General features: G+C 65.9%; 17 protein-coding genes. 8 read left to right on the forward strand and 9 right to left on the reverse strand.

The window, feature by feature from the left end; translation table 11 throughout:
- Positions 1-345: 345 nt before the first annotated feature.
- The 4 genes from ACEN9Q_RS01875 (at position 346) to ACEN9Q_RS01890 (ending at position 7,663) form a co-directional block, all read left to right on the forward strand.
- Positions 346-3,750: an outer membrane beta-barrel protein gene (locus ACEN9Q_RS01875; RefSeq protein WP_495627165.1), complete on the forward strand. Its 3,405-nt coding sequence runs from the start codon at positions 346-348 to the stop codon at positions 3,748-3,750.
- A 144-nt stretch (positions 3,751-3,894) separates the two neighbouring features.
- Positions 3,895-5,583: a bifunctional metallophosphatase/5'-nucleotidase gene (locus ACEN9Q_RS01880; protein WP_495627166.1), complete on the forward strand. Its 1,689-nt coding sequence runs from the start codon at positions 3,895-3,897 to the stop codon at positions 5,581-5,583.
- Between the two features lie 75 nt (positions 5,584-5,658).
- Positions 5,659-6,711: a S1/P1 nuclease gene (locus tag ACEN9Q_RS01885; RefSeq protein WP_495627167.1), complete on the forward strand. Its 1,053-nt coding sequence runs from the start codon at positions 5,659-5,661 to the stop codon at positions 6,709-6,711.
- A gap of 127 nt (positions 6,712-6,838) precedes the next feature.
- Positions 6,839-7,663 (forward strand): MipA/OmpV family protein, encoded by an 825-nt coding sequence (locus tag ACEN9Q_RS01890; RefSeq protein WP_495627168.1) that lies wholly within the window; start codon positions 6,839-6,841, stop codon positions 7,661-7,663.
- Positions 7,664-7,782: 119 nt separating this feature from the next.
- On the opposite strand, the gene ACEN9Q_RS01895 is transcribed toward ACEN9Q_RS01890, so the two are convergent.
- The 5 genes from ACEN9Q_RS01895 to ACEN9Q_RS01915 all read right to left on the reverse strand — a co-directional run bounded on the left by ACEN9Q_RS01895 (position 7,783) and on the right by ACEN9Q_RS01915 (position 13,628).
- The gene (locus ACEN9Q_RS01895) at positions 7,783-8,748 is read right to left on the reverse strand and encodes an ABC transporter permease (RefSeq protein ID WP_495627169.1); all 966 of its coding nucleotides are present in this window, start codon (positions 8,746-8,748) and stop codon (positions 7,783-7,785) included.
- The gene (locus ACEN9Q_RS01900) at positions 8,749-9,843 is read right to left on the reverse strand and encodes an ABC transporter permease (RefSeq protein ID WP_056444782.1); all 1,095 of its coding nucleotides are present in this window, start codon (positions 9,841-9,843) and stop codon (positions 8,749-8,751) included.
- Positions 9,844-9,845: 2 nt separating this feature from the next.
- Positions 9,846-11,375 (reverse strand): ABC transporter ATP-binding protein, encoded by a 1,530-nt coding sequence (locus ACEN9Q_RS01905; protein WP_495627170.1) that lies wholly within the window; start codon positions 11,373-11,375, stop codon positions 9,846-9,848.
- A 110-nt stretch (positions 11,376-11,485) separates the two neighbouring features.
- The gene (locus ACEN9Q_RS01910; RefSeq protein ID WP_056444788.1) at positions 11,486-12,487 is read right to left on the reverse strand and encodes a BMP family lipoprotein; all 1,002 of its coding nucleotides are present in this window, start codon (positions 12,485-12,487) and stop codon (positions 11,486-11,488) included.
- Positions 12,488-12,665: 178 nt separating this feature from the next.
- On the reverse strand, positions 12,666-13,628 hold the full coding sequence (locus tag ACEN9Q_RS01915; protein ID WP_056444791.1) for an alpha/beta hydrolase: 963 nt from the start codon (positions 13,626-13,628) through the stop codon (positions 12,666-12,668).
- Positions 13,629-13,805: 177 nt separating this feature from the next.
- Here ACEN9Q_RS01915 and ACEN9Q_RS01920 point away from each other — a divergent pair, with 177 nt between their 5' ends.
- The 3 genes from ACEN9Q_RS01920 (at position 13,806) to ACEN9Q_RS01930 (ending at position 18,757) form a co-directional block, all read left to right on the forward strand.
- On the forward strand, positions 13,806-14,690 hold the full coding sequence (locus ACEN9Q_RS01920) for a hypothetical protein (protein WP_495627171.1): 885 nt from the start codon (positions 13,806-13,808) through the stop codon (positions 14,688-14,690).
- A gap of 159 nt (positions 14,691-14,849) precedes the next feature.
- Positions 14,850-18,353 (forward strand): arabinofuranosidase catalytic domain-containing protein, encoded by a 3,504-nt coding sequence (locus ACEN9Q_RS01925; RefSeq protein ID WP_495627172.1) that lies wholly within the window; start codon positions 14,850-14,852, stop codon positions 18,351-18,353.
- Positions 18,354-18,454: 101 nt separating this feature from the next.
- Positions 18,455-18,757 (forward strand): YciI-like protein, encoded by a 303-nt coding sequence (locus ACEN9Q_RS01930; protein WP_495627173.1) that lies wholly within the window; start codon positions 18,455-18,457, stop codon positions 18,755-18,757.
- Between the two features lies 1 nt (position 18,758).
- Here ACEN9Q_RS01930 and ACEN9Q_RS01935 read toward each other — a convergent pair whose 3' ends face one another.
- The 3 genes from ACEN9Q_RS01935 to ACEN9Q_RS01945 all read right to left on the reverse strand — a co-directional run bounded on the left by ACEN9Q_RS01935 (position 18,759) and on the right by ACEN9Q_RS01945 (position 21,414).
- Positions 18,759-19,919: an SMP-30/gluconolactonase/LRE family protein gene (locus tag ACEN9Q_RS01935; RefSeq protein ID WP_495627174.1), complete on the reverse strand. Its 1,161-nt coding sequence runs from the start codon at positions 19,917-19,919 to the stop codon at positions 18,759-18,761.
- A 299-nt stretch (positions 19,920-20,218) separates the two neighbouring features.
- Positions 20,219-20,899, reverse strand: a complete 681-nt coding sequence (locus ACEN9Q_RS01940) for a thiol:disulfide interchange protein DsbA/DsbL (RefSeq protein WP_495627175.1) — start codon at positions 20,897-20,899, stop codon at positions 20,219-20,221.
- 167 nt (positions 20,900-21,066) lie between these two features.
- On the reverse strand, positions 21,067-21,414 hold the full coding sequence (locus tag ACEN9Q_RS01945; RefSeq protein ID WP_495628908.1) for a carboxymuconolactone decarboxylase family protein: 348 nt from the start codon (positions 21,412-21,414) through the stop codon (positions 21,067-21,069).
- A gap of 155 nt (positions 21,415-21,569) precedes the next feature.
- Between ACEN9Q_RS01945 and ACEN9Q_RS01950 the strand changes: the two genes are divergently transcribed.
- Complete coding sequence (locus ACEN9Q_RS01950; protein ID WP_495627176.1) at positions 21,570-22,055, forward strand: sigma factor-like helix-turn-helix DNA-binding protein; 486 nt, start codon at positions 21,570-21,572, stop codon at positions 22,053-22,055.
- Here the strand turns inward: ACEN9Q_RS01950 and ACEN9Q_RS01955 are convergent.
- Complete coding sequence (locus ACEN9Q_RS01955; protein ID WP_162251913.1) at positions 22,013-22,867, reverse strand: alpha/beta hydrolase; 855 nt, start codon at positions 22,865-22,867, stop codon at positions 22,013-22,015. The two genes, ACEN9Q_RS01950 and ACEN9Q_RS01955, sit on opposite strands and share 43 nt — an antisense overlap.
- Positions 22,868-23,612 lie beyond the last annotated feature (745 nt).

Consider the following 23,612-nt stretch of genomic DNA (forward strand, 5'->3'; position numbering starts at 1 on the left):
ACGCGATGTCATGCCCGTTTTTTAAGCGACTTATACGCGCAAGCTATAAATTCAAAAAAGAAAACGTATTTGTCTCGATAAGAGCCTTCATGCATATTGGTCTTTTATTAATGCAACGGCCAAGAAATAGAGCGGATTCCGGTGTAATAGCCTGGAAACAATAAGCCGCTAGACTCGCGTGCGCTGCCTTTTGTTGGTGCATTGTCATCCACAAATGCATCGACAAAACAGCAGTTCGACCGGATACAGACTGGCCGTCATGAGCTGGCCGGTCCGAGAGTTTGCAGTACTCGAGGGGGGAACACCGTTCCCAACCATAAAATCAAGTCTATTTGGGGTTAATCAATGATCTATCAAAAACGGATCCAGCTGACCAAGCTGGCGCTGGCTCTGTCGATTGCGCTCGCGGGTGCGCCGGCCCTGGCGCAGAACACGACGTCGGCTGTCGGCGGCCGTATCTCGAGCGCGGATGGCCGACCGGCCGCCGGCGCGTCGGTGCAAATCATCCACACCGAATCCGGTTCGGTCAGCAACGTCGTCGCCGACGCCGAAGGCCGCTACATCGCGCGCGGCCTGCGTACCGGCGGTCCGTACACGATCATTATCACCAAGGACGGCGTCACCGAAAAACGCGAAGGCATCTATCTGCAACTGGCGGAAACCGCCACCGTCGACGCCACCGTCGGCGCGCCGATGCAGACCGTGACCGTCGCCGGCAACCGCGCCCGTTCCGACATTTTCAGCCGCTCCAACATGGGCGCCGGCACCGCGATCAGCAACACCCAGCTGCAGATCCAGGCGTCGATCAACCGCAACCTGCAGGACTACGCCCGTGCCGATCCGCGCGTCTCGCAGACCGACAAGGAACGCGGCGAACTGTCCGTCGCCGGCCAGAACTCGCGCTACAACTCGATCACCGTCGACGGCGTGAACGTGAACGACACGTTCGGCCTGGAAGCGAGCGGCAGCCCGACCGCACGCCAGCCGATCTCGATCGAAGCGATCCAGTCGACGCAGGTGAACGTCGCCAACTACGACGTCACGCAGAAGGGCTACACCGGCGGCAACATCAACGCCGTCACCAAGTCCGGCACGAACCAGTGGAAGGGCGGCGTGTACTACGTGTACCGCGACGACCGCCTGGCCGGCCAGCGCTACAACTCGGCCAACGACACCTATTCGGATCCGGTGCCGTTCAAGGAAACGACCAAGGGCGTGTGGGCGAGCGGCCCGCTCGTCGAGGACAAGCTGTTCCTGTACGCGCTGTCGGAAGAAACCAACTCCTCGCGCAACGCGCCGGACTTCGGCCCGATCGGCTCGAGCAACGGCACGACGGTCGCCATCACGCCGGCCGAAATCGCCGCCGTGCAGAACATCATGAAGAGCCAGTACGGCGTCAATGCCGGCGGCCTGGCGCAGGGCGGCGGCAACTTCGTCTCGCGCGAGCAGATGCTCAAGGTCGACTGGAACATCAGCGACAACCAGCGCGCCAACATCCGCTACCAGCGCACGACGCAGGCCGAGCCGCAGTACTCGCTGTTCAGCGCCACCGGCCTGAGCCTGGATTCGGCGTACTACTCGCAGGGCAAGCAGATCGAGACCACCGTGGCCCAGCTGTTCTCGGACTGGACCCCGACCTTCTCGACCGAACTGAAGGCGTCGTCGCGCAACTACGACTCCGTCCCGACCAACAACACGACCCTGCCGACCATCGGCGTGCAGTTCACCGGCGCCGTGCCGGCCGGCACCCCGAGCGGCGTGACCACGGGTAGCCGCACCATCAACCTGGGTACGGACAACTCGCGCCACATGAACTCGCTGCGTACCCGTACGCAGGACTACTACGCGGGTGCCAACTGGACGCTGGGCGACCACGAACTCAAGTTCGGCGCGGACTACCAGAAGAACAAGATCTACAACGCGTTCCTGCAGAACGTGTACGGCAACTACACCTTCGGTTGCGACAACAGCCTGAGCTACTCGTTCGGCAGCATCAACTGCAACACCGCGTCGCAAGCCCAGGTCGAAGCCGCCGTGCTGGAAAACCTGCGCACGGGCCGCTTCACGTCGTACACGCTGCAGGTGCCGGCACCGGGCTTCACGCTGAACGACGCCGTCGCCGGCTTCAACATGACGAACACGGGCCTGTTCCTGCAGGATACGTGGAACGTCAACCGCCAGCTGACCCTGAACTACGGCTTCCGCGTGGATGACGTGGGCGTCGGCGGCCAGCCGGTCGCCAACCCGAGCGTGGCGCAAGCCGTGGTGCTGCACCCGAACGGCCGCCAGACCGGCGGCTTCGGCTACAACAACCAGCAGACGATCGACGGCACCAAGCTGTTCCAGCCGCGCTTCGGCTTCAACTACAACTTCGACACGCCGCGCCGCATGCAGCTGCGCGGTGGCGCCGGCCTGTTCCAGGGGGCCGCCATGAGCGTGTGGCTGGCCAACCCGTTCCAGAACACCGGCATGACGACCCAGCAGATCACCTGCTCGGCCACCAGCAACACGAAGTGCCCGCCGACGGCCACCGGCACGTTCAGCACCGACGTCAACAACCAGCCGCGCCTGGGCGGCTCGACCCCGCCGATCGCCAACGTCGACCTGCTGGATCCGAACCTGAAACAGCCGTCGATCTGGAAAGCCAACCTCGCGTTCGAAACGGAACTGCCGTGGTACGGCCTCGTCGCCGGCGCCGAGCTCCTGTACGCCCACACCAAGGACGGCATCTACTTCCAGAGCCTGAACCTGGGCACGTCGACCCGCACCGCGCCGGACGGCCGCCAGATGTTCTGGAACGCCGGCGGCCTGGACGCCAATTGCTGGAGCGTGGGTAACAACTCGGTCAGCACCAAGAAGGGCTGCACGAACACGACCAAGTCGCTGTCCAACTCGGCCTTCGGCAACGTGATCAAGGTGACCGGCACCGACAAGGGCGAGACCCGCGTGTCGACCCTGTCGCTGTCGTACCCGATGACGAAGGGCTTCGGCTGGTCGGTCGCGGCGAGCCACACCTACGCGACGGAAGTGTCGAACCTGACGTCGTCGACGTCGGGCTCGAACTTCAACGCCCGTTCGATCTACAACCCGAACGAAGACGTGGCCGCGAACTCGGCCTACCTGGTCAAGAACCGCATCAACGCGCTGCTGAACTTCGAGAAGGCGTTCTTCGGCACCTATAAAACCCGCTTCGGCGTGTTCTACGAAGGCCGTTCCGGCAAGCCGTACAGCTGGACCTTCAAGAACGACATGAACGGCGACGGCGTCAGCGGCAACGACCTGCTGTACATCCCGAAAGCCTTCGGTTCGGGCGAGGTCGTGTTCGCTGGCGATACGGCGACCAACCACGCCAACGAGCAGCGCTTCTGGGACGTCGTCAACGCCAACAAGGCCCTGCGCAGCGCGGCCGGCAGCGTCGTGACCCGCTACAGCGACTTCTCGCCGTGGACCAACAGCTTCGACCTGCGCCTGAGCCAGGAAATCCCCGGCATGTTCAAGCGTAACAAGGCGTCGATCTCGTTCGACATCCTCAACTTCGGCAACCTGCTGAACAAGAAGTGGGGCCACATCAACGAAGCGCCGTTCTTCTCGTCGGGCGGCCAGACCCGCGGCTTCGTCGACTACGCCGGCCTGGATGCGAACGGCCACTACGTGTACGCGGTCCGCTCGTCGGTCGATCCGCTGCAGATCCGCCAGGTCAAGGGCGAGTCGCAGTGGGCGGCACAGGTCACCGTCAAGTACGAGTTCTGACCCGGACGCGGCCTGACGCAACGAAGACGGCCGGTGGCGACACCGGCCGTTTTTTTCTTGTCGTATCGCCGCCCGTAAAGACCAGCGCGGAGATACCGCATGCCATAATCGATGGCTGTTTTTACGCATGACAAAAGGCTTCACATGATCGTTTCCCGTCCACTGGCCCTGGCCGTCGCGCTGCTGGTGTCCGGCTGCGCCGGCACGCCGTACGGGCCGGCCGCCGGAACGCCGCACCGCCCCATCGAGATCAACCTCGTCGCGCTGAACGACTTCCACGGCAATCTCGAACCCAGCAAGTACACGTACACGCCGCCGGGTTCGACGCAACCGCGCACCATCCAGGCCGGCGGCATCGACGTGCTGAAAGGCGCGCTGGACGCGTTCCGCAAGGACGACCCCGACCTGCTGTTCGTCGCGGCCGGTGACCTCGTGGGCGCGAGTCCGGCCGTGTCGTCGATGTTCGCGGACGAGCCGAGCATCGTGGCGATGAACCGCATGGGGCTCGTCGCCAGCTCGCTCGGCAACCACGAATTCGACCAGGGGCCGAAGGAACTGCTGCGCCAGCAGCACGGCGGCTGCGATTCGCCGCGGCCGGCCAAGGCCTGCCGGCTGTCGCCCGACTTCAAGGGCGCCGGTTTTACTTACCTTGCCGCCAACGTCGTCGACGCGCAGACGGGCAAGACCCTCGTGCCGGGCTGGCGCATCGTCGACGTCAAGGGCGTCAAGGTCGGCCTGATCGGCGCGGTGCTGCACGATCTCGCCTCCGTCACGGTCGCCTCGTCGATCAAGGGCCTGGCCGTCAACGACGAAGCGGCGTCCATCAACGCCGTGCTGCCCGCGATGCGGGCGCAGGGCGCCCAGGTGTTCGTCGTGCTGATCCACGAAGGCGGTTTCGCCGACCAGCCGTACGACAAGGCCGATTGCGACACCTTGCACGGTCCCATCGTCGCCATCACCAGGAAGCTCGACCCGGCCATCCGCCTCGTCATCAGCGGCCATTCGCACACGGGTTATCTGTGCAAGGTGGACGGGAAGGTCGTCACGCAGGCCGACGCCTACGGCCACCTGCTGTCGCGCATCCGCCTGCGCCTCGACCCGGCCACCAAGGCCGTCGAGGACATCCAGGTGCGCAACGTGGTGATGGCACCGGATGCGTTCAAGCCCGATCCCGGCCTGGCCGCCTACCTGGCCGACGTGCGCGCGCAGAGCCGCGCGGTGCTGGGCAAGCCGGTGGCGCGCATCGCGGCGTCGGTCTCGCGGCACGAGGCGCCGTCGGGCGAATCGGCATTGGGGGACGTGATCGCCGACGCGGCCGTCGCCGCCACGCGCGACCAGGGCGTGCAGATCGGCTTCATGAACCCCGGCGGCATCCGCAAGGACCTGGAAGCGGGCGCGGGCGGCGTCGTGACGTTCGGCCAGGCGCAGGCCGTGCTCCCGTTCGGGAACACGCTCGTCGTGATGGACCTCACCGGCGCCCAGCTGCGCCGCGTGCTCGAACAGCAGTGGGACCGGCCGGCGTCGTCCGAGCCGTCGATCCTGGCCGTGTCGGGCAGCCTGGCGTACGACTGGGACGGCACGCAACCGCCCGGGCGCCGCGTGACGGGCGTGAAGGTCGATGGCGCGCCGCTCGACGACGGCAAGACCTATCGCGTGGTGGCCAACAACTTCCTGGCCGAAGGCGGCGACAACATCCCGATGTTCGCCAGGGGCACGCGCCGCGTCGAGACGGGCCTGCGCGACCTCGACAGCCTGATCGCGTATTTGCAGAAGCATCCGGAGCTGGGGGCGACGAGCCTGGCCGCACCGCAGCGCATCCACAAGGTGCGCTAACGATATGAACGAAAATTGTAGGGTGGACACCCCGTGCCCACCAAACCGTATAAATAGTATGGACGAGAAAGCCTCATGAATAAAATCGCATGCATCGTGGCGCTGGCCGGCGCCTTCGTGTCGCTGGACGCGGCCGCGTGGGGCACGGACGGCCACCGCGCCGTCGGCGCCATCGCCGACAAGCTGATCAAGGGCACGCACGCGGAGGCCGAGGTGAAGGCGCTGCTGCTGCCGGGCGAATCGCTGGCGGCCGTCTCCACCTGGCCCGACTGCGTGAAGGGCAACTGGTGTGGTCCGCAGACGCCGGAAATGATCGAGTACGTGAACGCCAACCCGAAGCACAGCGAGTACCACTACACCGACGTGCCGTTCCAGCTCGACCACTACCACGACGGCGCCGCCGGCACGGCCGACGACGACATCGTGCAGACCCTGAAGGAAGCGATCGCCGTCCTGCAGGGCAAGGACACCCCGGCCACCAACCCGCACAAATTCACGAAGCGCCAGGCGCTGATCCTCGTCACCCACCTGGCCGGCGACATCGTCCAGCCCCTGCACGTGGGCGCCGCCTTCGTCGACAAGGACGGGCGCTTCGTCGTGCCGAAGACGAAGGCCGAGATCGACGAGACCGTCGTCTTCGATTCGCGCGGCGGCAACAACTTCCTGATGGACGACGCGAAGATCGAGCAGATGTCCGCCAACCTGATCCCGCCGGGCGAGCCGAAGCCCGTCAAGCCGGGCGTGCCGAAGGCGCTGACGAAGCCGTTCCACTCGTACTGGGACAGCACGACGGTCGACTACGCGTTCCGCCGCATCCGCACGAAGACGCCGGAGCAGTTTGCCCAGGCCGTCATCGACGGCAAGCCGACCGTCGCGCACAACACGGGCGATCCTGTGACGTGGCCGTACCAATGGGCGGACGATACGCTGGCCGTGTCGAAGGTGGCGTTCGCCGGCGTCACCGCGGGAAAAATCGTGCCGCAGGTGGGCAAGAAGGGCGAGACCTATTACACGTGGACGCTGGAAGTGCCGAACGATTACCCCGTGCCCAGTTCGGCGCTCGCGAAGACGCAGATGATCAAAGGCGGCTACAACCTGGCCGAATTGTTGAAGGCGATCTGGCCGTAACCCCGGTGCCATCCCTTCGCGAACCGCCGCGTGCTCATGAGGCCGCGGCGGTTTTTTTCATGGCGCCGCGCGCCGCGCGGGGGCCGCTGCCGTTAGAATCTGCCGCAACTCATTCCGGACCACTCCCATGCTTCGTCTCGCCTTGCCTTTACCTTTGCTCCTCGCGCTGCCGGCGCTGGCTGCCGAACCCGATGCCCGCAACCTGCCCCTGTGGGAAGCGGGCGTGGGCGCGGCCGCGTTCAGCACGCCCGCGTATCCGGGCGCGTCCGACCGCAGCAACCGCTTCGTCGCGTTGCCGTTTCTCCTGTACCGCGGCAAGGTCCTGCGCGCGGACCAGGGCGGCGTCGGCGCGCGCCTGCTGGACACGGACAAGGTCGAATTCGACGTCGGCTTCGCCGCCGCGCTGCCCGCGCATTCGAAGGACGTGGCGGCACGGCGCGGCATGCCCGACCTCGGCACGCTCGTCGAATTCGGCCCGCGCGTGAAATACAAATTCGCCGACCTGGGCGAGGCGGGGCGGTTGCGCTTCGAGCTGCCGCTGCGCGCCGTCATCGAAGGGCGCGGCGGCCTGCGCCGCCAGGGCTGGACGACCGAGCCGCGCTTCGTGTGGGAACGGCGCGGCGATGCGGGGCGCTGGACGGTGGAAGCGCAGCTGGGCGCCTTGTTCGGCGATGCGCGCATCCACCGCTATTTCTACGACGTCGCGCCGCAGTACGCGACGGCGGACCGGCCGGCGTACCGGGCGGACGGCGGGTTGATGCTCGTGCGGACGGGCGTGTTCGGCACGTACCGGATCGATCCGGACGTGCGCGTGTTCGGGTTCGTGCGGCTGGACAGCTATGCGGGGAATGCGAACAAGGACAGTCCGTTGTTCGAGAAGACGAGCGGGGCGTCGGCGGGCGTGGGGTTTGCGTGGACGTTGGCGAGGTCGAGCCGGCGCGCGAACGAATGACCTCGTTGGGTGGGCACCCTGTGCCCACGCGGATGTTTGGATTACACGAACGTTACGCGCGGGCTCGTTTCATTTGAGGCCCCGGCCTCAAATGCCCGCCCCACGCCTGCCGATGCTGCTTAACGAGATTTCACGAACGGCTTGCCGATCGCCTTCGGCGCGACCGACTTGGCCATCAGGCCGGCCAGCACGACCACGGTGACGATGTACGGAATCGCCTGGATCAACGACCCGGGCAAGCGGCCGACGACGGGAATGTCGACGCCTTCGAGCTGGATCTGGATCGCGCCGAACAGGCCGAACATCAGGCAACCGAGCACCGTGTGCAGCGGGCGCCAGTTGCCGAAGACGAGCGCCGTCAGCGCCAGGTAGCCGGCGCCGGCCGACATGTCGCGCAAAAAGAAACCGCTCTGGACCAGGGTCAGGTACGCGCCCGAGAAGGAGCACAGCACGCCCGCCACGAACATGGCGAGGTAGCGCGTGCGTTCGACCGAGACGCCGGCCGCATCGGCCGCGTGCGGGTTCTCGCCGCAGGCGCGCAGGCGCAGGCCGAAGCGGCTGTGGTACACGACCCAGTGCACGACCGGCAGCAGCAGGAACGCGACATAGACCAGCACCGACTGCCCGCCGATCAGGTGGCCGTACAGCCAGCCGATGACGGGGATGTGCTCGAGGGCCGCCGTGCCGGGCAGGGTCACGTCGAGCAGGCGCGCGTTGCGCAGGTCGGGCGTACGGCCGCCCTGCTGGAAGAAGAACTGCGCGAGCACGAACGTCAGGCCGCTCATGGCGATGTTGATCGCGATGCCGCACACGAGCTGGTTGCCCTTCTGCGTGATCGACACGAACGCCTGCACCATCGCGAGGGCGACGGACACGCCCATGCCGGCGAGGATGCCGTACCACGGATTCTGCGTGACGTAGGCGACGGCGGCCGACGCGAACGCCGACGCGAGGATCTTGCCCTCGAGGCCGATGTCGACGACGCCCGAGCGCTCGGCGAACAGGCCGGCCAGCGCGGCGAACATCAGCACGGGCGCGTTGCGGACCGTGGAGACGATGATGCTGGCGATGTGGAAGTCTTCCATTCAAGCCCCCTTGTCGGTACGGGTCAGGTTGATCAGTTTCAGGATGGCCGGGGCGTAGAAATTCTCCATCGCGCCGCAGAACAGGATGATCAGGCCCTGGATGAAGATGAACGTCTCCTGCGGGATGTTCGGCTTTTCCAGCGACAGGTCGAAGCCGCCCTGGATCAGCGCGCCGAACAGCACGGACGACAGGAAGATGCCGACCGGATGCTGGCGGCCCATCAGCGCGATGGCGATGCCCACGAAGCCGGCGCCGGCGGGGAAGTTCAGGCTCAGGTAGTGCGTGGAACCCATCACGGAGTTGACGGCGCCGAGGCCGGCGAGGGCGCCCGACACGAGCATCGTGACGATGATCGTGCGGCTGATTTTCACCCCCGCGTAATGCGCCGCGTTGGCGTTCAGGCCCGTCGCGCGCAGCTGGTAGCCCCAGCCCGAACGCCACACCATCACGCCGTAGATCACGAGCGCGAGGATCGCGAGGAGGAAGCTGATGTTCAGCGGCGTGTCGCCCAGCACCGGCAGGAGCTTGTTCAGCAGGGGCAGGGCGGCGCTGTCGGCGAACACGCGCGAGGCCGGGTTCTGCTGGCCGTCCGGGATCAGGTACTTGACGATCACGAAGTTCATCAGGCTCGCGGCGATGAAGTTGAACATGATCGTCGTGACGACCACGTGGCTGCCGCGCTTCGCCTGCAGGTAGCCCGGGATGAAGGCCCACAGGGCGCCGAAGACGGCGGCGCCAATCATCGCGATCGGGATCATCAGCCAGCCGGGCAGGTGGCCGTCGAGCGCCAGCACGGCCCAGGTCAGGCCCAGGCCGCCGACGTACATCTGGCCTTCGGCGCCGATGTTGAAGAGGCCCGCCTGCATCGCGATCGACACGGCGAGGCCCGCGAAGATGAAGGTGCTCGCGTAGAACAGCGTGTACGCGAGGCCTTCCGGATCGAGGATGGCGCTGTCGACGAGGATGCCCAGCGATGCCGACGGGCTCTCGCCCAGCAGGTGGATCACGAGCGCCGCCACGAGCAGCGCCGACATCAGGTTCAGGACGGGCAGGACGAAACCCGTGGCCCAGCGTGGGAGTTCGGTCTTTTTCATAGTCAGGACTTGTGCATGCCGCCCATCAGCAGGCCGATGCGGGTGGTGTCGAATTCGTCGATGGGGAGGATGCCGGCGATGCGGCCGCCGCACATCACGATGATGCGGTCGGCGAGCGCGCGCACCTCTTCCAGTTCCACCGACGACAGCAGGATCGCCACGCCTTCGTCGCGCAGGCGCAAAAGCTGCGTGTGGATGCTTTCGATGGTGCCGATGTCGACGCCGCGCGTCGGCTGGCCGACCAGCATCAGCTTCGGCTTCGCGGCCACTTCGCGCGCGATCACGACCTTCTGCTGGTTGCCGCCCGACAGAAGGCCGATGCGCAGGTCCGGATTGTTCGGCCGCACGTCGAACGCCGTCATCAGGTGCGCGCAGCGCTGCGCGATTTTTTTATGGTCGAACAGGCCCCAGCGGTTTTTCACGTCGTCCTGGTAGCCGAACACCGTGTTCTGCATGACGGAGAAATCCTTGATCACCCCGTCGCGCAGGCGGTCTTCCGGCACGTGGCCGATGCCGAGCGCGCGGAACGTGGCCGGCAGGCCGTCCGCGTTCGTGCGGCCGCCGTACGGCAGCTCGCGGCCGAGGAAGTCGACGCGGCCGGCGGTGGGCAGGCGCATGCCGGACAGGATCTCCAGCAGCTCGCTCTGGCCATTGCCCGACACGCCCGCGATGGCGACGACCTCGCCCGCGCGCAGCGTAAAATCGATGTCGGACAGCAGGGCGACGCCGTTCGCGTCCTTCAGCTGCAGGTTCGCCACCTTCAGCACTTCGGCGCCCGGATTGAACGGCGCGCGCGGCAGCTCGCTCTGGATCGGGCGGCCGACCATCATGTTCGCCAGCTGCTCCTTCGACGTCTCCGCCGTCTTCACCGCGCCGACGACGCGGCCCGCGCGCATCACCGTCACCTCGTCCGTGATCTCCATGATCTCCTGCAGCTTATGGGTGATCAGGATGATGGTCTTGCCCTGGTCCTTGAACAGCCGCAGGATCTCGAACAGCGACGCCGTCTCCTGCGCGGTCAGCACCGCGGTGGGTTCGTCGAGGATCAGGATGTCGGCGCTGCGGTAGATCTGCTTGAGGATTTCCACGCGCTGCTGCGCGCCGACGGACAGGTCGTGGACCGTCGCGAGCGGATCGACGTCGAGGCGGTAGCGGTCGCAGATCTCGCGCAGCTTCGCTTCCACGGCGCCGCGCCTGGCGGCCAGCTTGAAGCCGCCTTCATTGCCCAGCATGACGTTGTCGAGGACGGTCATGTTCTCGACGAGCATGAAGTGCTGGTGCACCATGCCGATGCCGAGCGCGATCGCCTCGTGGCTCGTGCGGATGTCGCGCGCCTGGCCGTCGACCAGGACCTGGCCGCTGTCGGCATTGTAGTAGCCGTACAGGATGCTCATCAGGGTCGACTTGCCGGCGCCGTTTTCTCCGATCACGCCGTGGATCGAGCTCTTGGCGATCGAGAAGCTGACGTCGGCATTCGCCTGCACCGCCCCGAAGGCTTTGCTAATGTTGCGAAATTCTACGGCTGACTGCATAGCGGTCCGTTTTCGGTAGACAGAGTAAAAGGGGAGGCATTCATCTAAAAGCGCGCCGCGCCGGCTTCGAACCGGCGCGGCGCGCTTTCATCTTCCAACAATTCGATACGTTACTGCGGGCAGGAACCGGCCGCGCGATAGTCGACCACCTTGACCTTGCCGGCGATGATGTCGGCCCGCGCAGCCATCACGCGTTTTTCGATCTCGGGGGTGACGACCATGCGGTTGTCCTTGTCGAGCACCCAGTCCACGCCGCCTTCCTTGAGGCCTTCGTACGTGATGCCGGACGTGAACTGGCCGTTGCGGGCTTTCATGAAGGCTTCGTAGGCGGCGTTGTCGACGCGCTTGACCATCGACGTCAGCATGGTGCCCGGGTACAGATAGTTCTGGTTCGAGTCGACGCCGATCGCCAGCTTGCCCTTTTCCTTGGCCATCTGCAGGGCGCCCATGCCGGACCCGCCGGCCACGGCGAACACGACGTCGGAACCGCGGTCGAACTGGGCGCGCGCCAGCTCGCCGCCCTTGGCCGGGTCGTTCCAGGCCGCGCTCGTCGTGCCGACCATGTTCTGCAGCACCTGGACCTTCGGATTGACCACTTTCGCGCCCTGCTCGTAGCCGCAGGCGAACGCGCGGATCAAGGGGATGTCCATGCCGCCGACGAAGCTGATCGTCTTGGTCTTCGAGGCCATGGCGGCGGCGACGCCGACGAGATAAGAGCCTTCCTGCTCCTTGAACAGCACGGAATTGACGTTCTTGCCCTGGGCATTGCCGTCGATGATGACGAAGTGCACGTTCGGGTATTCGGCCGCGATCTTTTGCACGGGCTGCGTCTGCGAAAAGCCGATCGAGACGATCAATTGCAGCTTCTTGCGGGCGAGGGCGCGCAGGACCTGCTCGGCCTGGGTATCGTAGTTCGCCTGGGCTTCAAACACCTTGAGGCCGGTTTCCTTCATGAACCGCATCACGCCTTCGGAGGCGGACTGGTTGAAGGACTTGTCGAACTTGCCGCCGGCATCGTAGACGATCGCGAGCTTCGCGCCGGCCATGTCGGCGCTGGCGCTGGCGCTGATGCACAGCGCCGCGATCGTCATACAAATATGCTTGAATTTCATCGATTTGGCTCCTGAATCCCGTATTGTACCGGCGCAACGGCTGTGCTGGGAGGGGGGATTTTCGGAACTATGCATCAGCCCGTTTATTCGTGGCAAATACGATTTTACTTAGTAATTTATATGGCAAAAATATAAATGAGCACAGGTCCAGTCGGTTTCTTGTAGAAAACCACGGGGCTCATTGTTTGGCGAGCGGAAGCGCGGGCGCAACGGGCAGGGCGGCGACGGCTGCCACGGCCACCGCGGCCGGGGCCGTCACGGCCGGGACGACGATGTCGGCAACGGCCGGGGACGGGATCGCGGTCGGGGCGGGGGCGAACTGCGACGTGAGGAAACGGGCGATGCGCGCCTGGGTGTCTTCCAGGTACGGGATGTTCAGGTGGTCCGAATCGGGCACGGTCTCGTCCGCGATCAGCTGGGCCAGCTTGGAAACGAGCTGGTCGGTGTGCGAATGGGGCACGATGTCGTCGCTGGCCGCGCGCAGCACGAAGGTCGGCGCCTTGAGCGTGGGCGCGTACTTGATCGACTCGAAGCGGTGGCGCAGCATGTATTCGATCGGCATCACGCGGAACTTGCGCTTGGCGAGCGCGAGGATCGAGTCGTACGGTGTGATCAGCACGACGGAGTGCACGGGCCGCTCCTTCGCCACCTGCACGGCCACACCGGAACCGAGGCTGCGGCCGACGACGGCGATGCGGCGCGGATCGACGTGATGGTGCGCGGCCATCCAGTCGAACAGCATGCAGGCATCGTCGACCATGTGCGCTTCGGCCGGGTCGCCGTGCGAGTCGCCATAGCCGCGGTAATTCACGGCCAGCACAGCCATGCCAGGAAAGAGCTTGCCGGCATCGCGCACGACCCAGGACACTTCTTCGGAGCGCCCGCCAAAATAAATGACGGCGGGACGCGAGCCGGGCATCGGCGGCGTCATCAGCCAGCCGGACAGCCGCGTGCCGTCCTTGGCGCGCAGCACCACGGGCCGGGTGCGGTGGCCGCTGCTGCGCGGATGCAGCACTTCGCGCTCGACGGTGGGATTGAACACGAGACGGCGCTGGTTCGCGGCGACCGCGGCCGTGAGGCCCAGCCACAGCATGCTGGCAAAGCCAGCCATACCCGCCGCCAGTTTTTTATGTGTGCTCATGTATACAGTCTACCTCTGCCTGCCGGATTATTCTGTGCGCTGCCCATCAAATGCGTCTTCATTATGGTACGGATGCATGAAGAGTAGTTTCGCTGCAACAACCTGTTACAGCGCCGGCGTTGCCGCGGCGGGGACGGCTTTGTTAGGCTGTTTACGAACAGAGAACGCGGAGCGCACATGAGGTGGAAAACGGTCGTGCCGGCGGTTGCCGTGCTGGGCCTGGTCGTCGTGTTGGTGCTGCCGGTGTGGCGACCGGCGCCGCCGGGCACGCCTGCGCCGGCCGCCGTGCCTGCGCAGGCGGCGTCGACGGCGCCCGCGGCAACGGGTGCGACGGGTGCAACGGGGCCGGCATGGTTGTCCGGCCTGGGCGAACTGGCCCCGCTACCCGAGGCGGCCCCACCGGAACCGCTGGCGCGGCGCATCGAGCGCCTGGCCGCGACCGGCGATCCGCAAGACGCGTTTCAGGCCTGGTGGCTGTTGCACTCGTGCGTCGTGCTCGAGCGGACCGGGCACTTGCCCGCGCGCGAAGGCACGGACCGGGAAGCGCTCGCCGACCCCGCACATGCCTGCGCGACCTTGAACGAACGAAGGAAGATGGCTCGCATCGACCACCTCGAGCGCGCCGCGCGCGCGTTTGTTCCCGGCGCGCTGGCGGAACTGGTCGAAGAGGGCCCGTTCGGCGACCCGACCGCCCTCACGACGCGCCCCGACGATCCGCTCGTCAAGGCGTGGAAGGCGCGCGTCAACGGGATGCTGGACGAGCGGGCCGAGCAGGGTTACTGGTCCAGCCTGTACCAGGTGTTCACCGGTTTCTGGTTCGGGCATCCCGCCATCGCGGCCGACCGGCAGAGCGCGCTGGCCTACGGCATGGCGCTGCGCGACATCATGGTCAAGCTGGACGGCGTGCCCGAGCAGCAGGCCATTCCGTTCAACGGTCCCTTCCTCGACGAGATCGGTGCCGGCCTGACGCCCGCCGAGAAAGCCCGTGCCCAGGCGCGCGCCGATGCGATCGTCGCCCGTGCCGCGGACCAGCGCGGACGGAGCGGTTCGACGCCGCGCTGAGGCTGGCCCGGCCGGGGCACGAAGGCATTGCAAATCGAATATCGGTCGAAGAGAAAAAGTAATTGGTCAAGGCTATGTATTTCATTCTACGATGAACGGTTCCGTGATTTGGTTATCGATCACAAATCATTCCCGACGGTCATCGAAAAGAACGAATACATGCGAATCCTGAAATTTGCCGCCGGCCTGGCGATCACGCTGGCGTTCATGTCGAGCGGAGTGCTGCCCTCGGCATGCGCGCAGGCGATCCCGAAAGCCGCCACGCGCGCCATCCCGGTCCGGCCGGAAGGACCCTGCGATCTCTACGCGAAGGCCGGCGCGCCCTGCGTCGCCGCGCACAGCAGCACGCGCGCGCTCTACGCGGCGTACGACGGGCCGCTGTACCAGGTCATGCGCCAGTCGGACGGAAAAACGCTCGACATCGGCGTCGTGCAACCCGCGCGCCTGCCGGTTCCCGATGCCGGCGGTTACGCGAACGCGGCGGCGCAGGACGCGTTTTGCGCCAATACCTATTGCTGGATCACGGTGCTGTACGACCAGTCTGGCAAGCGCAATCACCTGGTGCAGGCGCCGCGCGGCACGTGGACGGGGCCCGCGCTGGGCGGCATGGACAATCTGCCGCTGGCGGACCTGGCGCCGGTCACGGTCATGGGACACAAGGTCTACGGTGTGTATATCGCGCCGGGCATGGGCCTGCGCCTGAACGACACGAAGGGCGTGCCCGTCGATGACCAGGCGGGCGGGCAATATGCCGTCATCAACGGCTATCACTACAATCAGGATTGCTGCTTCGACTACGGCAACGGCGAGATCGACAGCATCGACGACGACAACGGCACGATGGAGGCGATCTATTTCGGCAACGCGACCGGGTGGTATCGTGGCAGCGGACCCGGGCCCTGGGTGATGGCCGACCAGGAAAACAATCTTGTCGGTTGCGTCAACGATGACAAATCGAAGCTGTGCGGCGGCGTGCCCACTCTCGGCGCGCGCTTCATCACCGCCGTCACGAAAGGCAAGCCCGGACATTGGGCGACGCTGGGCGGCGATGCCCGGCGGGGGCAGCTTGCCGTCATGTACGAAGGCCGCCGGATCGATGCGTCGTACGATCCCATGCGCAAGCAGGGCGCCGTCATTCTCGGCAATGGCGGCGACAACAGCGCCGCGTCGCAAGGCACGTTCTACGAAGGTGCGATGACGGCACCGCGCACGTATCCTTCCAACGACACGGACCAGCTGGTCGCGCACAACGTGGCGGCCGCCCGCTACGACGTAGCGACCGTCAGTGTCGGGACCCAATCCGTTGCCGACGCGCCGTCCGGCCTGCACGCCTTCGCGCCGCTGGAATCCCGCGACCTGACGGTCACGTTCACGAATACGACCGGCCACCCCGTCCAGGGCGCCACGCTGTCGATGGCGGTGCCGACGGGCTGGCGCGCCGGCGTGGCCGGCACGGCGCAGGCGGCGAAAATTTTTCCCGATGCGATCGCGCCCGGGGCAAGCGTGCACGCCGTCTTCACGGTCAGGTCCGGCGCCGCCCCGTTCAACGGTGACCTGAATGGCATGGCAACCTGGACGGAACCCGCGAGCCACGCACGACGCACCGCTTCGGCCGTCGCGAAAGTCCGCAACGTCGCGCCCGTGAAGATCAACGAATTCCGCCTGAGCGACGGTGCGAGCAACAACCCGACCAATGCCTTCATCGAGTTGTACAACGCCGGTGCGCAAGCGGTCGATATCTCGAACTGGACCTTCGCCCAGCACGCGGCGCGCGAGGCGCTGTTCTCGGCGGTGAAGATTCCTGCCGCTACCACGCTGGCGCCGCATGGCTTCTATGTACTGGGCCTGTCCGATTCGGGCCTCGTGCTGCCCGCCACGCCTGGCGACACGACCATCCACGTGCGAAATGTCGACGGCATCAAGCCGGGCGACACCGTCGTCGTCGGCAGCGGGCATGACCGGGAAATCCGCAAGGTCGTCCGGGTCGGCACGCCGGCTGGCGAGGCGACACCGCTGTGGCAGCCGCTTCCCGATGGCCCCATCATCACCATCCCGGCCGGCTCCACGAGCGTCCCGGTGACGACCACCGAAGGGTTCGCCGTCGGCGATACGCTGGCCCTCGGCTACGGCACCACGTATCCCGTCGTCGGGCGCGCGACCGAACACTATGAGAAAGTGACCATTACCGGCGTCGGCACGGCGGGCAACCAGGCGTGGCTCGGTCTCGATGCGGCGGCGGGTTCGACCACGATCCAGGTGACGTCGACCAATGGCATCGCGGTCGGCGACAAGATCCGGCTCGACATCGACAGTGTCGATCACGGCATCGATATCGTCACCGTCAGGAACGTGGGCACCGCCGCCCGGCGCACCAGCCTGGCCCGCGATGCCGCTGCCGGCGCCACGACGATCGTCGTGCATGGCGCGTTTGGTTTCCCGGTGAGAAAGAACATCGATTACACCCCCGGAAAAGCCGTGATCGGCGCGCCCGGCAATCTCGAAACCGTCGACATCGTCGGCGTCGCTGGCCAGCCGGGAGCCGATCTCACGCTGACGATTTCGCCGGCACTCGGCAAGCGCCATGCGGCCAGCGAACCGTTCGTTGAGCCGGGCACGGGCCTCGAACTGGCGGCGCCGTTGAAGTACGGCCATGCCGCCAACCTGCCGTTCAGCGTGCGCGGTACCGGCATCAGCTTCAGTCCCGCCACCCGCCATGCGCACTCGAGCAACGAACCCGTGCGCCCGGCCGGCAGCGGGATCGTGCTGGACCGCGCCCTGGCCCGTGCCCACGACACGGATGCCGTGGTGCGGGTGGACACCGTGACCAGCGCGGGATTCCAGGGCAAGCCGGACCAATGGTTTGGCGGCCCCGAATTATCGCGGGAAGCGGGCAGCATGGTGCTGCGCGATGCGGCGGGACATGTGGTCGACAGCCTGAACTACGGCGGCATCGTCGATCCGTGGGCATCCGCTGGCTTTCGCGGGGCCGCCGGCAAGGACGCCACCTGCTACGCGGGCGCGCCTGGCATCCCCGGCGCGCGTGCCGAGCGGCGCGACCTGCCGGGCATCCCGTCCAGCGGCCACCTCGGCCAGATCGATGCGACCCAGGGCAGCACGAGGCGTTATCCGGACGGCCAGGACAGCGATAACGATTGCACGGATTTCGTGACGTCCGACTCGGTCAGGACAGGCGCGGCGGTTGCGGGATCGACGACCGTCAAGGCCGTCACGGTCACGCACGTTTCGCCGGGCCAGACCGTCGTCCTGGATGCGGGCGCCAATGCCGAGACCCTGACGGTCGCAACGGTCGGTTCGCCCGGGATCACCCGTGCGTCGGCACCGGCGGACAAGGGCGCCACCGTCGTCCGCGTCGACGACCCGCGCCAGTTCGCGGTCGGCCAGGCGGTGGTCATCGGCAGCGGCGCAGATGAAGAAAAGGGTGTCGTCGCGGCGGTGGATACGGCGTGGCGGGCAGGCAAGCTGACGCTCGAGGCGCCGCTGGCGCTCGCCCATGATGCCGGAGCCAGCGTGGCGGGCACGGGCATTGCCTTCACCGGCCCGCTCGCCAAATCCCATCCGGCGGGCACGGTGATGACGCCGGCGGGTGAACTTGCGACGCCAGGCGCGGCCAACAGCGGTGTCGGCCGCGGGCCCGGGAAGTGATCGTCGTGCTGGCGTGAGGGGCGGTCTCGTTGCTCGCGGATGACGAGGTCGCGCCGGACCGATTAAGATGTTCAGTATCGTCATTTTGATGGAGACATGCCGTGCACTTCCTGCTGATCTATGACCTGGCGCCCGACTACCTGGAGCGCCGCGGCGAATTCCGCGACGAGCACCTCAAGCTGGCCTGGGCGGCCCAGGAGCGTGGCGAGATCGTCATTGCCGGCGCGCTGGCCGATCCGGCCGACCGGGCCGTGCTGCTGTTCAGCGGCGAATCGTCGGAAGCCGCCGAGCGCTTTGCCCGTGCCGATCCTTACGTCGTCCACGGCCTCGTGCAGCAATGGCACGTGCGGCCGTGGGTCACCGTCGTCGGCAAGGATGCGAGCAATCCCGTTCGCCCGGACTGAATCACTTCGCCGGTGACAGTTTCACGACGAGGTTGTGTGTCGTGAGCGCGATCGAGCGGTCGGGGGCCAGCGTCACGCCGATCGGCCGGTCCAGGCCGCCGGGCAGGGCGCCGAGGACGATGCCGGCGTGGCCGGGCACGCCGGCCACGGTGCTCGTCACGTTGTCCAGGTTGATGCGGCGGATGGTCGAGTTGCCGGTGTCGGCGATGTATAAATCGTTGCCGTCGACCGTGATGCCGCTCGGCGCGCACAGGCGCGAGACGCCCGGGCTGCCGTCGACGGCGTCGCACCGCCCCGCCTGGCCCGCCAGCGTGGATACGATGCCCTTGTCGTTCACCATGCGGATCGTCGAGTTGCCCGTGTCGACGACGTAGACATTGCCCCAGTTGTCGACGCCCACGTCCTGCGGGTCGCAGAACTGCGCCTGCCCGCCGCTGCCGTCGCGGCTGCCGCACACGCCCGGCGTGCCGGCCACGGTCGTCACGTTGCCCGCGGAATCGATGCGGCGCAGCATGTGGTTGCCGGTATCGGCCACCCACAGGTTGCCCTGGCGGTCGAGCGCGATGCCCCGCGGCTTGCAGAAGCGCGCCGTGGCGCCCCGGCCATCCGCGCTGCCGCACGTGCCGTTGCCGGCGATGGTCGTCGTCGTGCCGTCCGGCGCCACGCGGCGGATGACGGCGTTGCCGCTGTCCGTCACGTACAGGTTGCCGTCGGCATCCGCGACGAGCCGGCTCGGGTCGTTGAAGCGGGCCGCCGCGCCGGCCCCGTCCGCATAGCCGACGGCGCCGCGCGTGCCCGCCAGCGTCGTCACGACGCCCCGGGGCGAGATCTTGCGCACGGTGGCGCTGGGGCTTTCGGCCACGTACAGGTTGCCGGCCGCGTCCGCCGCAATGCCCTGCGGCGCGTTGAAGCGCGCGGCGCCGCCGGTGCCGTCCTGCGAGCCCGCGCATTGGCCGCAGATGTCGCCCGCGATCGGGAACAGGCCGGTCGCGCCCTGCGGCCGGTCGGGCCAGCTGGGCCAGTCGGGGTGGTCGGGCCACGGGTGGTCATCCTCGTGATACCAGCTGATCCCGATGCCGACGTCGCCGCCGCATCCGCCCACGCCCAGCAGCAGGCAGGCGGTCAGCAGGAACAGGCGTACTGCGCGTTCGATGGCTGTCATGGCGAAACCCCGGATGGAAACGGGATCGAGCTTACCGCGCACCGTCCGGCGTGCCATGCGTGTGCGCAAAACGCGCCGGCCGCTCATGTGCAGGTCGGGTTCTCGTCGCGTTGATGCGACGGCGTGTCCGCATGCGGCGCACGCGAACGGCGCAGATCACATAGCGCCAACCGATCCGTGAACAGCCGAACGAACGAAACGCTCGGCGGGACCGCTTCGGCCCGGCCGGTCCCGCTCCGAAGCAGGCGGTCAATGATGGCAACATCCCCCACGCGAATCGCGCGTGGGGGACGGATGCGTCATTTCGACTGCTGTACCTTTGCCACCAGCGCCCCCACGACCTGGAGGGTTTCCTGGAACAACTGCTGCTGATCCCGCGTGTGCGTTGCCTCAGCCACCTGTCCTGGCGAGATCACGTACTTGCCGTCGACCACGACGGTCGGCGTGGAATCGATTTTGTAGTTGTTGCTGACGATGCCGGGCAGGCGGTTGAGCATCGTCCTTACGCCGAACGAGTTCCAGGTGTCCATGAACTTGCCCTTGTCGATGCCCGGCAGGCCGTAGGCCACGCCGAGGAGCTCCTGCTCGGTCAACGTCTCCGACCGCTTGCGTCGCACGATGTCGCCCACGGCGTCCAGTATCTTGGCCTGGTACGCTTCGCTCTTCCCCATCGCCTGCAGCGTCAGGAACAGATGCGTTTCGGGATCGTTGGCGCCCTGGTACGGTAAATGGATGCGCTTGAAGATGATGTTGTCGCCCTCCTTCTTGACCCATTGCTCCAGGACGGGTTCCAGCGCGTGGCAGTACGGGCAGTGGTACATGAAGAACTCGATGACTTCGACCTTTTTGCCGGCCGTCTGGCTCGGCTGCGGCACGGGCAGCACCGTGTACTCGGCACCTTGCTTGGGGTCGCTCGGCGACGCAAACGCAGTCGTAACGACCAGGCTGGCGGCGACAATGGCAAAACGCAGGAAGCGCATAAAGATCCTTGTTGAAATGATTGGGTGAAAGAACGCCAGCGGAGTATACCAACGGGCGCGGTGCCTGGCTCGGACAACGCACCGGCCCGCCGGTGACCGCGCCGGCGCGCAGACCCACTGGCCGGCGACCTGGCGCATGCTGCCGTTCAGCCGGTTCCACACGTTGATCACCGAGATCCGCACGACGAGATCCGCACGACGAGGTCCGCGAGCGCGCGTTCGTCGTAGTGGCGGGCCGCTTCGTCCCAGACTGCGTCGGGCACGGGATCGGCGCGGTCGGCCATGCGCGTCACGCATTCGGCCAGGGCCAGCGCCGCGCGCTCGGCGTCGCTGAAGTAAGGCGTGTCGCGCCATGCGGCCACGGCGAACAGGCGCTCGTCGGTCTCGCCGGCGCGCTTCATCATGCGCGGGTGCATGTCGCAGCAGACGCCGCAGCCGTTGATCTGGCTGGCGCGCAGGTGGACCAGGTCGCGCGTCCTGGCCGGCAGGCCGCTGTCCTTGACGGCATTGCCCAGCGCTGCGGAGCGACGTCGCCAACCTGCCCGGCTGGCTGACCACGGTCGTCGCGCGCATCTGCCTGGACACGCTGCGCGCCCGGACCGCCCGTGCCGAAGAACCGATCGATCCCGACTTCGACCTGGCGTCCGACGCCGACCCGGAACACGACATCATGCTGGCCGATGCCGTCGGCGTGGCGATGCTCGTGGTCCTCGATCGCCTGTCGCCATCCGAACGACTGGCTTTCGTGCCGCACGACCTGTTCGACCTGCCGTTCGAGGACATCGCGCCGATCCTGGACAAGTCGCCCGACGCAGCCCGTCAACTGGCCAGCCGTGCGCGCCGGCGCGTGCGCGGCGCGGAAGCCGACCGGGCGACCGCCGACCGCCAGCGGATCATCGAGGCCGAAGGATCGGCATTTATGTTTTTACACAGCCTGGGCCGAACCCGGCCGTTCGGCTCAGCATGGCAGGTTGCCGAGCTGGAAAAGTCGCGGACTGTCACGACAGGCCGCTGCCGACCCGAAGCGGACATCCCCACGCGATCAGTTTCCAATCTCTTTCGTTGGCTTCGGATGAGATTGTCTTGGGCGTATCTGTGCGCGCACCGCGGCGTTCACTGGCGCCCCTGCCACACCCATTTCAGGCCGCGAAGATAGCTTTCGGGCTTGACGGTGCCGTGGTCCGTTCCCTCCACCGTATAGCTCTGCAATTCCAAGCCCTTGTAGCCGTGTGTTCCGATCTGTTTTTCGAATAGTTCGATCGGTCCCCGGAACTGGACGGGTTCGAGCGAACCGGCCGAAATGAACATGCGCGCCTTGAGCGGCCGATTCTGCTTGGCGAATGCTTCCTCCAGCTTGAACAGCGCACCGTTATCCCAGACGACGGCCGGGCTCACGGCGACATACCCGTTGAAGAAATCCGGATCTTTCAACGCGGCGCCCAGCGCAAACAGGCCACCCAGCGAAGCCCCGACGAGGACGCGGTTGGTCTGGTCGGCGCGGTAGGTGGTTTCGATTAGCGGCGCGGCTTCCTTGCGGATGAAGTCGAGGAACTGGTCGCCCTTGCCCGATCCGGCGGCCCCTGCCATCGCCGTGTACGTGTAGTCGTGCATGCGTTCGACGTTGTAGTCGGTGCCGTCGGGATAGGACAAGCCCACCATGATGCACTCGGGCATCATCTTGTCGTAGACAAGGCTGCCGTGCAGGGCGGACATCAGCGGCACGTCCCAGTAGGCATCGAGGAAGTAAAGCACCGGGTATTTCTTGCCCGGACTCCAAGAGTAGCTGTCCGGCAGCATCACGATCAGCTCGTGCGCCTTGCCGGTGATCTTTGATTGCACAGTCACGATTTGGGTGTTCCGTAGCACGACGTGGCGCGGCTCGGGGTCGGCAGCGCAGGCCAGCGTGGTGACTGAAAACGCCAAGGCGAAGGGGAGGAGCCAGTTTCTTATCATCGAGATGTCCTTCATTTCCATACCTTGATGGCCTACCAACCGAAGCCCGTAGGACGAGGTGCCTCGGCTTTGACGCCTTGAGCTTGAAGTCGCGAATGATGCCAATATGCGGCATCAGCGCCGAGCCGCTGCTTCGTCTCGGATCTGGATAAGTTGAATAGTTTGAAGTTGAAGGTTGTTACAGTTCGCATTGATGACCTTAAACGATACAACGTAAGTTCATGACCTCGCCCTACACACACTTAGGACCGCTCGACCACCGTCTGCTTGTGGCCGACCTCGGCCGTTCAAGCCAGCATAGCATCTTGCCGAGCTGGAAAAGTCACGAACGGTCACAACAGGCCGGAACCGACCCGAAGCGGACTGTCAAAAGCTGCGTTAGGACTAACTAACCCGTCATTGAGATGATGCGGAAGAATTATCTGGCGGCAAGCAAAATGGCCAGACAGTCCGAAGGAACAAAACCAATGCAGGTACTAGCAGTAAGTATCCTGCTGGATGCATCTCTTGATGGCTAGAATCCATTAGTAGACTAAAACCTGCTAGTGACGGTACTGCCAAGAGAAGACCGGCGACGACTCGATGCGCTATCCACCCTCCGACCTTCTTCCAAAGTATTCCTACGTAGAGGAAGCCTGAAGCTAGTACACAAGCGACGAATGGTACAGCGAGCAATTCAGACAATGTTGTTACCGTGTCACTCGGCGCGGCGCCTCCTAGGAAGGCTAACGGAACGCTGATAACAATAATGAGGCAACCC

It is taken from the genome of Massilia sp. Masssp93 (assembly GCF_059491295.1).